The sequence below is a fragment of the Williamsia sp. R60 genome (assembly GCF_054063855.1).
In genome coordinates this window covers 759,081-770,387 of sequence record NZ_JBSSGR010000003.1, presented here as the reverse complement: position 1 = coordinate 770,387, position 11,307 = coordinate 759,081, and the positions used below count along the sequence as shown (strand labels likewise).

General features: G+C 65.1%; 12 protein-coding genes. 7 read left to right on the top strand and 5 right to left on the bottom strand.

The window, feature by feature from the left end:
- Nucleotides 1-89: 89 nt before the first annotated feature.
- Nucleotides 90-1,250, bottom strand: coding sequence for an iron-containing alcohol dehydrogenase (locus tag ACVWY6_RS17055; protein ID WP_457539610.1), 1,161 nt, complete (start codon nucleotides 1,248-1,250; stop codon nucleotides 90-92).
- 309 nt (nucleotides 1,251-1,559) lie between these two features.
- Between ACVWY6_RS17055 and ACVWY6_RS17050 the strand changes: the two genes are divergently transcribed.
- The 5 genes from ACVWY6_RS17050 to ACVWY6_RS17030 all read left to right on the top strand — a co-directional run bounded on the left by ACVWY6_RS17050 (nucleotide 1,560) and on the right by ACVWY6_RS17030 (nucleotide 5,363).
- Nucleotides 1,560-1,724 (top strand): hypothetical protein, encoded by a 165-nt coding sequence (locus ACVWY6_RS17050; protein WP_156045341.1) that lies wholly within the window; start codon nucleotides 1,560-1,562, stop codon nucleotides 1,722-1,724.
- Nucleotides 1,725-1,947: 223 nt separating this feature from the next.
- Nucleotides 1,948-2,577 carry a superoxide dismutase gene (locus ACVWY6_RS17045; protein ID WP_030167355.1) on the top strand — a complete coding sequence of 210 codons (630 nt, stop codon included), beginning with the start codon at nucleotides 1,948-1,950 and terminating at the stop codon, nucleotides 2,575-2,577.
- Between the two features lie 215 nt (nucleotides 2,578-2,792).
- Entirely contained in the window at nucleotides 2,793-3,350 is a 558-nt protein-coding gene (locus ACVWY6_RS17040; protein WP_023955086.1) for a hypothetical protein, read from the top strand.
- A gap of 414 nt (nucleotides 3,351-3,764) precedes the next feature.
- Entirely contained in the window at nucleotides 3,765-4,544 is a 780-nt protein-coding gene (locus ACVWY6_RS17035) for a TMEM165/GDT1 family protein (RefSeq protein ID WP_457539607.1), read from the top strand.
- A 57-nt stretch (nucleotides 4,545-4,601) separates the two neighbouring features.
- Nucleotides 4,602-5,363 carry an SDR family oxidoreductase gene (locus ACVWY6_RS17030; RefSeq protein ID WP_400722711.1) on the top strand — a complete coding sequence of 254 codons (762 nt, stop codon included), beginning with the start codon at nucleotides 4,602-4,604 and terminating at the stop codon, nucleotides 5,361-5,363.
- A gap of 44 nt (nucleotides 5,364-5,407) precedes the next feature.
- Here ACVWY6_RS17030 and ACVWY6_RS17025 read toward each other — a convergent pair whose 3' ends face one another.
- The 3 genes from ACVWY6_RS17025 to ACVWY6_RS17015 are packed head-to-tail and all read right to left on the bottom strand — an operon-like array spanning nucleotide 5,408 to nucleotide 7,627.
- Nucleotides 5,408-6,565, bottom strand: coding sequence for an MAB_1171c family putative transporter (locus ACVWY6_RS17025; protein WP_457539605.1), 1,158 nt, complete (start codon nucleotides 6,563-6,565; stop codon nucleotides 5,408-5,410).
- Complete coding sequence (locus ACVWY6_RS17020; RefSeq protein WP_457539603.1) at nucleotides 6,556-7,068, bottom strand: hypothetical protein; 513 nt, start codon at nucleotides 7,066-7,068, stop codon at nucleotides 6,556-6,558. The genes ACVWY6_RS17025 and ACVWY6_RS17020 overlap by 10 nt, the downstream gene beginning before the upstream one ends.
- 28 nt (nucleotides 7,069-7,096) lie before the next feature.
- A complete protein-coding gene (locus tag ACVWY6_RS17015; protein ID WP_031331386.1) occupies nucleotides 7,097-7,627 on the bottom strand; it encodes a helix-turn-helix domain-containing protein in 531 nt (176 codons plus the stop codon).
- A 277-nt stretch (nucleotides 7,628-7,904) separates the two neighbouring features.
- Here ACVWY6_RS17015 and ACVWY6_RS17010 point away from each other — a divergent pair, with 277 nt between their 5' ends.
- A complete protein-coding gene (locus tag ACVWY6_RS17010; protein WP_457539601.1) occupies nucleotides 7,905-8,690 on the top strand; it encodes a hypothetical protein in 786 nt (261 codons plus the stop codon).
- 12 nt (nucleotides 8,691-8,702) lie between these two features.
- Here ACVWY6_RS17010 and ACVWY6_RS17005 read toward each other — a convergent pair whose 3' ends face one another.
- Nucleotides 8,703-10,415 (bottom strand): TM0106 family RecB-like putative nuclease, encoded by a 1,713-nt coding sequence (locus ACVWY6_RS17005; RefSeq protein WP_457539599.1) that lies wholly within the window; start codon nucleotides 10,413-10,415, stop codon nucleotides 8,703-8,705.
- A gap of 135 nt (nucleotides 10,416-10,550) precedes the next feature.
- Between ACVWY6_RS17005 and ACVWY6_RS17000 the strand changes: the two genes are divergently transcribed.
- Nucleotides 10,551-11,246, top strand: a complete 696-nt coding sequence (locus ACVWY6_RS17000; RefSeq protein ID WP_023955102.1) for a DUF6474 family protein — start codon at nucleotides 10,551-10,553, stop codon at nucleotides 11,244-11,246.
- Nucleotides 11,247-11,307: the final 61 nt, after the last annotated feature.

Here is an 11,307-nt window from a genome sequence, read left to right as displayed (position 1 = left end):
CGGGCGGCAAGGCCCATCTGGTTGCCCGCAGCGATGATAGTTGGCCGACGCCTCACTGTCGGTCCGCGGTCGTGCCGACCCGGTGTCGATCAGCGGTAGATCTCGGCGTAGATGGCTTCGATCTCGCCCGCGTTCGGAACCCGCGGGTTGTTGGCGGGCGACCCCGACTCCAGTGCCTGCTCGGCCATCAGTGCGGACAGTCCGAACCAGCGGTCGCGGTCGATGCCACATTCGCCCGGCGTGGGGACGGCGAGGTCGCGGCACAGATCGACGATGGCATCGACCAGTCGTTCTGCGGCGTTCTCGTCCGAGGTGTCGGGATCTGCGCACCCGAACGCGCGGGCGCAGTCGGCGTATCGCGAGGTCGCTGCCGACAGGGAGAACCGGGTGACCGCGGGGAAGAGCATGGCGTTCGACAGTCCGTGTGCGAGATGGAAGTGCGCCCCGATGGGCCGGCTCATCCCGTGGACCAGGGCCACGCTGGAGTTCGAGAATGCGATCCCCGCCTGCGTGGAGGCCAGCATCATCGCTCCCCGGGCCTCGCGGTCGGAGCCGTCGGTGTAGGCCCTGCGCAGGTGCCGGCCGATGGTCGTGATCGCCGAGAGACTGAACCCGTCGGAGAACGGGTTGTTCTTCCGGCTGACGTAGGCCTCCACCGCGTGGGTCAGCGCATCGATACCCGTGTCGGCGGTGAGACGCGGCGGCATCGTCATGGTGAGCTCGAAGTCGACGATCGCGGCCACCGGCAGAAACGCCCGACCGATGCACAACATCTTCTCGTCGCTGTCGCTGTCGGTGATGATCGTGAACTGCGTGGCCTCCGAACCACTGCCTGCCGTGGTCGGTACGGCGACCACGGGGAGGCCGGCACGGTCATTGCGCAGGGGCGCCTTGTAGTCGCGCATCGAGCCGCCTTCGACGGCGAGCAGAGCCAGGGCTTTCGCGGTGTCCATCGGACTGCCCCCACCGAATCCGACGAGGAGGTCGGCGCCGTGGTCGCGCACCGCGCGGAGCCCGGCGTCAAGCGAAGCCGTGGTGGGGTCGGGCACTGTTCCGTCGAAGTACACCGCATCGAGGCCGGCCTCGATCAGCGCGATGATCAACTGGTCAACCCGCCCGCCGCCTGCCAGGTAACCGTCCGTGATCACCATCGGCCGCCGCGAGCCCAATCCGGTCACCACGTCGACCAGCTGATCGAGTGCGCCCGCCCCGATTCGCATCTCGCGTGGTAGACCGACTGTGCTGACCAATGGCTGATTCCTTTCGGCAAGGGGTGCTTTCGTCACCCACTGCGGAACGCGGACGTCGACGACCGCTCTTGTACGACCACCCTATTGCGGCGACGTCCGTCCCGACCCGGAGATCGCCGACAGCGGCCCGTCGGACCTGGTCAAACGACCCACATCCGCCCTGCAGCGGCCTTGCGGGCGTTCGATCGCGGTCCCCGATCCGCCGCAGCTTGAGTACTGCGCCCAGACGTGTTTAGCTGTGCACCACCGGGGTATGTGATCGTTATCACTGACGACCCGCAGGACCATGAGTTGACGAGGGGAGATCGGATGGCAGCCTCTACCGACAGCGGCAGCGGCCTCCCGGTCTTCGATCGCAGGCCCCGTTCATGGCCGGGCGCCGAGCCCATCAATGTGGGCGCACGATGCATCACCACCGGCATCAGTATTCTGGCCCTGTTCCTTCTTTTGCTCGCGCTGATTTTTGTCGCGTAAGCGGTCCTGAGCCGGCTGTGGTCGACCGCGATTGCGGCACCCCGGCACCTGCGAAACACCCCAGCGCAACCCCGGCAAACCTCAACTGGGCTTGAGGCGCATTGCTCACGTCCTATTGCACAACCCAATTTCCTGAGCAAGGGTGGAAGTTGCACTCGAGGGATAGATCCCAGAGGACATCAATAAGGGGGCACGCGTGTCCCCACATAGTGAGAGGAACAATGTGTCTGAATACACCTTGCCGGATCTGGATTACGACTACGCAGCTCTCGAGCCGCACATCTCCGGCAGGATCATGGAGCTGCACCACAGCAAGCACCACGCCACCTATGTGAAGGGCGTGAACACCGCACTGGAGAAGTTGGCGGCTGCGCGCGAAGACGGCACCATCGCCGACAAGGTCTTCCAGCTCTCGGCCAACCTGGCCTTCCACCTCGGCGGCCACACCAACCACTCGATCTTTTGGAAGAACCTGTCGCCCAACGGTGGCGACAAGCCCGAAGGCGAACTGGCAGCGGCAATCGATGACCAGTTCGGCGGGTTCGACAAGTTCCAGGCGCACTTCACCGCTGCGGCAACCACTTTGCAGGGCAGCGGCTGGGCGATCCTCGGATACGACACCATCGAGGGCAAGCTCGTCATCCAGCAGCTCACCGATCAGCACGGCAACACCTCGGTGGGCCTGATCCCCGTGGTCATGCTCGACATGTGGGAGCACGCTTTCTACCTCGACTACCAGAACGTCAAGCCTGACTACGTCAAGGCATGGTGGAACGTCGTCAACTGGGCAGACGCCGCAGAGCGTTTTGCCAAGGCACAGGCACAGGGCTCCGGCCTGATCGTGCCCGCATAAGCACTTTCGTACAGCCTTTTCGCAGGCGGCGGTCACCCCATTCGGGTGGCCGCCGTCGGCGTCTCCGTCCCCAGAGGGAAACTTCCTGTTAACCGCCGCGATTAGCACTCGAGTCGGGTTGTGTGCCAATCGTTTACCGGGCATGCTGCGAATAGAGTTCGACACTTGGTCAAAGGCGACCTGAGCAGAGGAACTTCCGGCAACAGGAGGTAACCATGAGCGAGGACGCCACCGGCCATGAAATGTCGCGGTCCGGGTCAATACCCATCGGGCTGACCCCGTTCCACCGCCACGGCGAGCTACGCGGAATCCTGATCTCGGGCCGCTGGCCCGACACCACCCTGGAGTGGACGCAGACGCTCGTCGCATCGGTGCGTATCGCCTGCCGGCCAGGATTTCTCCGCACCACCACCGTGTTCAGCGTCATCGAGGACAAACCAGAGGTGTGCGACCCCGACACCGTCGGATTGATGCTCGCCGTTGGCAGCGTGATCGACAACAACTTCACCGAGGCCGGCCCGTTCCACACTCCGCCGCCCGCGTTGTTCATGCTCCATCCCCCGTCCGAGACGCGACCGTCCCTGCCCGAGTGTTCGGACGTTGCCTCGGGGTGCGTACTGCTGCCAGGACTTCCCGAACTCGGCCTCGAACACCGCGCGGGATGGGCCGAGGCCGAAGCCGACGGCACCGTGGTGACCCTCCGCAATCAGGTAGGTCTGGACTTGGGAACCGACCCCGATACCGCTGTCCTGGCGATGCTCCTCGCTGCTTGAGTAGTAAAGGTCTGCGAGCGGGTGCGCGGTCGGGAAACGGGCCGACGCTCGCTCTGCAGACCGAGCAAATCCAAGTTCGACGGGCGGTAGACGTGGCCCGCTCGGGAAATTGGGCGACGCTCGGTCTGCAGACCGAGCAAACTCGAGTTGCGCGAGCGGTAGACCTGGCCCGCTCGGGAACCCGCCGACGCTCGGTCTGCGGAGCGCGCAAATCCCAGCCACCCGAGCCGCCAAACCCGCCTCCGACCACCCATGTCCGCATGTCACAGCCTCGCGGCGAACCTTTCGCGAATCACCGGGTAAGGGAACCCTAATGTTCGGGTACCCAAACTTTCGAAAAAGGGCTCCCTACCTGCATAAATGCGGGCATTCGATCAGTTGCAAACAGTCGTGAGCGGCGCTTACGTTGGTCTGGTGATATCCGCACTCCTGGTCAGCTTCGGCGTGATCTTCGTGGCCGAACTCGGCGACAAGTCCCAGCTGATGGCAATGACGTACGCCATCCGCTACCGCTGGTGGGTTGTCCTGCTCGGCATCACGGTGGCCACCACCGCCGTGCACGCGGTCTCTGTTCTCTTCGGACACGTACTCGGTCTCTCGATCCCGACCGACCTGATGACAATCGTCGGTGGACTGGCGATGTTGCTGTTCGGCTTCTGGACCCTTCGCGGCGACAGCCTCGACACCGACGAATCCGACAAGGCCGATCGGGTGAAGAAGTCGGTGCTGTTCGCGGTCATCGGATCGTTTTTCCTCGCCGAACTCGGCGACAAGACGATGCTCGCCACCATCACCCTGGCCACCGACCACAACTGGGTCGGTGTCTGGATCGGATCGACCATTGGCATGGTCGCCGCCGACGCATTGGCCATCGCCGTCGGCGCAGTCCTAGGCCGCAAGCTCCCCGAGAAGGCGATCGCATACGGCGCGGCTGCACTCTTCTTCGTCTTCGCCGCGTGGCTCACCACCGACGGCCTGGTGACCGCCAACAACTTCATCGTCACGATGGCCACCATCACCGCCGTCGCCATGATCGTCAGCGCCGGCACCTGGTACGTCCACAGCCACCGCGAGCAGATCCGCGCCGCCGAACGCGAACGGCTCCTCGCCGAGCCGGAATCGGAAGCCGACCTGCCCGGTGAGCACCCCGCCGGCCTCGTAGCCGAGCGACCTGTCGCCACAGCCACTGACTAGGGTGATCCCAGCGGGCTGAACAACCCCCGCGGACACTTTGTAGAAGGGACGGCATCAGTGGAGATCTCAGGATCAGCGGTATTGGTCACCGGCGGAGCATCGGGATTGGGCGCAGCAACAGCAAAGCGCTTCGCCGATGCCGGGGCGGTTGTGTTCGGGCTCGACCTGCAGCCTTCGATCGACAAGGCAACCGCGGTGGACGGCGTCACGCTCCTGGCGGCTGACGTGACCAGCGAAGCCGATGTCGAGGCAGCGCTGGACACCATCGCCGAATCCGGCGCCCCGCTCCGCGTCGCCGTGAACTGCGCCGGTGTCGGCTGGGCCAGCCGGATCCTGACGAAGAAGGGCCCCCACGAGCTCGACCTGTTCAGGAAGATCATCGAGATCAACCTGGTCGGCACCTTCAACGTGATGCGTTTGGCCGCGAATCGGATGCAGAGCCAGAAAGCGGTGGACGAGAACGACCAGCGCGGCGTCATCATCAACACCGCGTCGGTCGCGGCATTCGAAGGCCAGATCGGTCAGATCGCCTACACCGCATCCAAGGGCGGCGTGCACGCCATGACCATCACGGCTGCCCGCGACCTCGCGCAGGTGGGCGTGCGGGTCAACACGATCGCCCCGGGCACCATCAACACCCCGATGCTCGACGGGATCACCCCGGAGTTCAAGAAGACGCTCGAAGCCGGTATCCCGTTCCCCAAGCGCCTTGGCGATCCGAGCGACTACGCCAAGCTGGCCGCGTTCATCGTCGACCACGACTACCTCAACGGCGAGACGATCCGCATGGACGGCGCGCTGCGGATGGCTCCGCGCTGACCACTGACGTCACCAGCAACTGAACACTCAGACCGGACCGGCCTTCAGCCGGTCCGGTTCTGTTTTTGCCTCGACGTCACCGAGTTCTGCCGCGACGGACCGGAACTGCGCGCTAGTTCACGAGATATCCGGAGCAGCGGTGCGGCGTCGCTGTCGAGGTCGTCGCCGGCGCCGGCGAGGACCTGCCGGACCGCCCCGGCTGATCCGCCGAGGTCGACGTAGGTATTCACCGCGTCGCGGAGCGCGGTGGCCTGGGCCGCCGATTCGAGTTCGTCGAAGTCGTCGGGCAGATAAGGGCTCAGCTGCAGCAATGCGTCGCGGATCTCGACCACCCGCCGCTGGAAGAGCCAGATGATCGAACCGTCGAATGCACCCTGCGGCGGCGACGGCAACACCACCCCCGGCAGTGCCGACGTGGTCAAAGCCCACAAAGGCTCGAGTTCCCGGTATTGACTGCGGTGACGGCGGTCGTGGAGGAACGACATCACTCGCGCTCGCACCAGCGGGTAGCAGATGCCGGCGAGGAACAGGACCGCCCCCAAGACGGCCAGGACGGCCGCGACGTTCAGCAACACATGTAGGTGCGCCACATGCAGTCCGGCGGTGACGACGTACAGCGTCTGTATCAGGGCCGCGACCCCCAGCAACCCCAACCCGGTCGACAGGATGATCAGGGAATGGCGAAGATATCCCTCAGCGTGACGCACGTATCGCCCGATCGACACCACGCAAGCCGCCATCCCATACGCCACGTAGCAATCGGCGATCACGAAGAACAGCGCGTATCCGACATGGTGCACGGTCCAGTCGGACATGTGCTCGGTACGGACCGGCACGGGCGTGGCCAGCATCGCCACGTTGAGGCCGATGAGGGTGACCACCAGCGGGATTGCTTCCACGCCTGCGCGCCGCTGCCGCTGCTCCTCGGTTGTCCCGTACAAAAAGACGACCACCAGGGCGGCGACACCGATCGCGAGCAGGCAATAGATCGACAACCGGTCCGCGCCCGGGAAGACTTCGTCGTTGAGCCACTGCCGTACGCGGGGGTTACCGACCACAAAGGCGAGAGTTGTCGCCGAGATGGCGACGGTCATTGCGACCGGCTGCAGACCGGCGGCTTCCCTGCGAAGGCGGTCGATGCGCCAGCACAGTGCCAGGGCGAACAACGCCAACGCGATGGCGTTGACTACCCCTACAACCATCCGTTGTGCCCCCCGAGGATGCTTTGGATTCCCCGTAATCCATCATGGCCGGCCGTCTTTCCGACGCCCTGGGTGGCTTTTGCCGCCCATTCTCCTATCAGGGTTGCCAAAAACTCTGCTTCCCATTCACGTTCATCCGAATAGCACGTCCGACTCAGTGCGTCGTCGGTGTTTTCGCCACCTGCCGGACTCCCGATGAGCCGGTCCTCGACCTGGTCGATCAACTGGTGACCTGCGATGAGGTGGCCGAACTCGTGGATGATGATCTGATCGCGATGGAGCTTGGTCGTGGCAGCCTGGCAGAAGAAATAGTCCGCGTCGGCCGCCACCAACCAGACACCGTTCGGCATACCGGCCGGCATCGGGTGCGCAACGATCTTGATCGGCCGACCACGCCGCGCGCCGTACAGGTCACAGAGTTGTTCAGCGTCGAGAGGCAGATCCAGGTCGAGACCGCCGAGTTCGCTTCGGCACAATGCCCGTAGTTCGCGCTCGGATCGCATGCTCCATCTTAAGACGGTGCCCCCGCGATCAGTCTGCGGCTTCGTGCCTTTCGACCACTCGAAGTCCCGAGTGACCATGCCCCAATTCGGGTTCGGCCGACTTGAGCAGGTCGGGGGGGTCGGCGGGCAGACCTTGTTGAACCCGGAGGACCTTGATGAGTTCGTTGACCACGGTGACCGAGTCACTCGACAGACCGGCCAGCCGGAACGCGGCGAGCTGGACATTGCTGTCGGCCTGTAGCCGCATCAGGTCGATCTGGTCGCGGGTGCGCTGGGCGGCCCGATCTTCCAGGAAGTAATGGACGTCGACTCCGAATGCCGCTGAGATGCCCTCTACCGTACGGAACGACGGCGACTTGGCCTTCCCCGACCGGAGCTGGCTCAAGTAGGACTCACCGAGACGAAAGCCCAGTTCAGTGGAGCGATTGGCGATGGCTTTGGCGCTGTAGGCACGACCGTTGGGGCCAGGGACCGTTCGGAACAGCTCTTCCAGACGTCGCGCGAACAGACCGGGATCAAATACGTTCTCGGTGTCTGCTTGGTCCATGTCGTCGGTCATGCCACGCTCCACGCGCATTCTCCGTGTGCCTCCCAATGAGGGCCGATCACCGAACGGAGACCAGCCAGAAGTATGAAATTCACTACTCCGCACGCCGTGTTTGCCATATGGTAGCTTACAGCCCTGAGGCAGCCAAACAGCTTCGCGCTGCGCGGAGTCGGTCTTCGGTACTTCACTTTCGGACTCGTTCAACGCTGATCGAGCCCACCTGAATAAACCGTGAAGATGCCGAAAATTCAATAGCCCGCCCCTGGTGATTTCCGGACTGGAGGACTCGATGCCGAAGCATCGCGTGATGCGCCCCACCACGGTGTGGTTCTCGGTGCTCGTCGCGTCGCTGGGGTTGGTGGTTTCTGGCATTCTCCTGGCTCTGACCTCACCCGCTGCGTTCGCCGATCCCGGACCTTCGACGGACGTCACGGTGACGTCCACGCCCACCACGACGGAGACATCTGCGGCGGACGAGGACGACGACTCTCCCGCCGCCGACCACGCGGAGAATTCCCGTTTGATGACGGGCCCGACACCAGACGGTGGCCAGGGCAACGGCAACAGTGGAAACGGCAACAACGGGAACGGGAGCGGCAACACCGGCATCCCCGGGAACAATGGCAACAACGGCAATACCGATAGCGACGACGACGGTCTCCCCACGGCCCCGACCGCCGACCTACCCGGAATCGAATCGCCGGCCATCACGATTCCGAGTCTTCCGATCCCGGGCCTGCCGATCCCCGGTATGCCGGCACCGGACGCATCAACTCCCCCGGCGCCGGGCTCCCCGACACCTGGCTCCCCGGCACCGAGTCCCGGGACGCCCGAACTGACCCCAGGTGACTCCGAACCGGCTGTCCCACAGGGCGATCCGCTGTCCGACCCGAACACCCCGCCCGCTGCCACACCAACCGCGTCGTCCTGCCTGATGGGCGCCGGGACCGCTGGCGGCTGCGCGGGCGCCGAGGTGGCTCGCGATCTGTCGCCTGCCGGGCTACTCGTCTTGGGTTCGGTCGCCTTGTTCGGTAGCGGCGCATTCCTCGAGTCGCTGCGCAACGGCCGCGGCTGACTTCTCACCTCATCAGCTGGCGGCGGGATCAATCCGGGGCGTAGGCACCCCATCGTGCCCTGGCGCGACAGCAGGCACGGGTAAATCCGAACCCAACGGCACCTGTTGAGCTGCGGTGGTTGTCATCCATTCGCGCAACGCCTTCGTGGCGCGCACATCGTCCTCGTTGTATTCGAGCAACCTCACCCGCTGGGTCTGATCCACCTCTTCGCCGTCGCGGCCCACTGCCCGCCGATACCACTGCATCGACGCCTCGCCGCCGGCTTCGTCGTCGCGCCAGTGGAAGCCCGCGTGGGGCGCCACCTTCTTGAGGCCTTTGCCCTCGGGACTGAGGAAGTTCACGCTGACGGCCTCATAGATGTCGACCCAGTGCGATGAGTTGATGAACTCCTGCACGGTTTCACGGCTCGGCACACCGGGCGATCCCGCGAACCTGTCAGCCGACCCGAGGAGCCAACGATTCTCGGCTTGCTGCGAATAACAGTAGGCCGCAAAGGTTTTGCCCTCACTCAGGGCCTCGTCGCGTTCGTCGATCAGCCACTGCCAGAACTCGGCGAACGAGCGGGCCTCGTCCTGGGTGGGCAGCGGTTGCCAGGTGACGAACGGGCGGTATCTGACGTCTCGGGCGGGATCGGTGTTGTCGGTGAGCAACGTGCCCCACAGGTAGGCGCCGTCGTCCTGGTAGCTCTCCATGTCGACGTCGACCTCCACGTCGGCCCGCGCCACCTGCACCTCGGGCATTCGCCGGATCAGCGTCACCTGAGCCAGCCAGGCACGCGCCAACAGGATCGAGTCAGCGAGGCTGTTGCCCGGCCAGCCGTCGGGCACGGGGCCGTCGTAGGCGGCCAGTTCGTCCACCGTGCGAACGCCCACCGTCGCGAGCAGCTGTGTCAGATTGCCGTTGACCACCAAGCTCACGTCGCGCGCCTCGTGCAGTTCCGGACCGCACTTGGACCACCACGCGCAGTTGCGGCACTCCCCGATCCGTGACGGTGCCGTCGATATCCGGCCCGCGGCGATCCCGGCCCGGCGCTCCAGCAGCGCGTCGTATCGGACAAGCGTGTCGGTGAGGTCGAGGACCACCATGCAGTCGGTGTCGAGGCCGATCACCGCGCCGACCGGTTTGCCGGTTCCCGGGTCGACCCCTGCGACGCCAAGCGCCTCGAGCATCCGGTACAGCTGCGCCAGCCGAACGGTGTCCCGCGAATTGCCGCGAACCTTCCGCGTCTCGTCGAGCATCGGCTGCCAACTCCACACCGGGCTGGTCACCGCGCCCGATCCGGGGTCGGAAGCCTTGTGATTCACCACGATGACGGGCACGTAACCCGACGTCCGTTGCGGATCGTCCATGCGGATCAGCAGCTCCGCCCACCCTCGGCGGCCACCGGCCTCGTCGTCGGGCAGGGACGCGCCCCAGATCCATCTGGCCCCGGAGGCGATGGCCGCCATGGTTCGCTCGGCCCGCTGCCGGCTGCCGCCGCCGCTGCCCACGTCGGCCCAGCCGCTGAGTTCGATCGAGTGGACCGCATGGAGCATGTCGCGCACACGCTCACGGTGCTCGGCCGCCGCTTCTTTGCGCAGCGTCACCGCGGGGTCTTCGGCGACCTTCTCTGAGCCGGGGAATCGGGAATCGAGGGCAAGCCGATGTTCGCAGCCGCTCAGATCCCTGGGACTGAGCAGCGGCGGTCTTGTCGGGCCGGATGGCACCGATGAACGAGTTGCCATCCACACCATCCTCTCCTCACCGATCTGGGGCACCTGCCGTACCCCCGCTATGTAATGCTTGTACCGCAACTGCAGGACAATTTCGTCAACCGCCGACGGCGATGCTCGACCAAGCTAACGAGAGGTCCCCAACGCATGGGTTTGTTCAGTTCCGGACGCAAGAGCCGGGCACAGCGCAAAGCTGAGGCCAAGGCCCTCAAGGCGAAGGCCAAGCTCGAAGCCCGCCTCGAAGACAAGTCCGGGCGCAAGTTCGCCAAGGAAGAGCTCAAGCAGCAGCGCAAGCTCGCCAAGAAAGCGCGCAAGGCGCAGGCCAAGTCGGACAAGAGTGCACTGAAGATCGCCGACAAGACGAACTCGGCGAGCGTCAAGATCGCGCAGGCCAACGCCAAGGCGGTCGCCGATGGCAAGGTGCTCTCGCCCGCTCGGGTCAAGCGCTATCTGCAGGTCGCCAAGGTGCTCTCGCCGATCCTGGTGCCGATCGCCTACCGCGCCAGCACTGCCGCCCGCGAGCAGATCAGCCGGATCCAGGCCGATCGCGCAGGTGTCCCCGTTGCCGAGCTGAACAAGTACAGCGGCCATGGCGCCGCTCTGTCGGCACGCATCGCCGGTGCGAACTCCTCGTTGCAGACCCTCACCGCCAAGCATCCGTCGGACGCCGAGACCAAGACCTTCGCGTCGACGATGAACCAGCGGCTGTCGGACCTGTCCACCGCTGTTGCGGCAGCCGAACACATGCCCGCCGCACGGCGCCGCAGTGCGCACGCCGCCATCAGTCGTGAGCTGGCCGCCATCGACGCCGATCTGCTCGCACGCCTCGGAGTGCGTCCCTGACCGCTCTGTCCATCCTCCTGACCGCCCCGGCGCTGGCAATTGCTGCCCACGGGGCGGCTTC

What these genes read in the sequence shown, in the direction of transcription:
- ACVWY6_RS17025 (WP_457539605.1), bottom strand. Translation starts at nt 6,565, where the DNA reads ATGGTTGTAGGGGTAGTCAACGCCATCGCGTTGGCGTTGTTCGCCCTG.
- ACVWY6_RS17040 (WP_023955086.1), top strand. Translation starts at nt 2,793, where the DNA reads ATGAGCGAGGACGCCACCGGCCATGAAATGTCGCGGTCCGGGTCAATA.
- ACVWY6_RS17000 (WP_023955102.1), top strand. Translation starts at nt 10,551, where the DNA reads ATGGGTTTGTTCAGTTCCGGACGCAAGAGCCGGGCACAGCGCAAAGCT.
- ACVWY6_RS17015 (WP_031331386.1), bottom strand. Translation starts at nt 7,627, where the DNA reads ATGACCGACGACATGGACCAAGCAGACACCGAGAACGTATTTGATCCC.
- ACVWY6_RS17005 (WP_457539599.1), bottom strand. Translation starts at nt 10,415, where the DNA reads ATGGCAACTCGTTCATCGGTGCCATCCGGCCCGACAAGACCGCCGCTG.
- ACVWY6_RS17010 (WP_457539601.1), top strand. Translation starts at nt 7,905, where the DNA reads ATGCCGAAGCATCGCGTGATGCGCCCCACCACGGTGTGGTTCTCGGTG.
- ACVWY6_RS17050 (WP_156045341.1), top strand. Translation starts at nt 1,560, where the DNA reads ATGGCAGCCTCTACCGACAGCGGCAGCGGCCTCCCGGTCTTCGATCGC.
- ACVWY6_RS17020 (WP_457539603.1), bottom strand. Translation starts at nt 7,068, where the DNA reads ATGCGATCCGAGCGCGAACTACGGGCATTGTGCCGAAGCGAACTCGGC.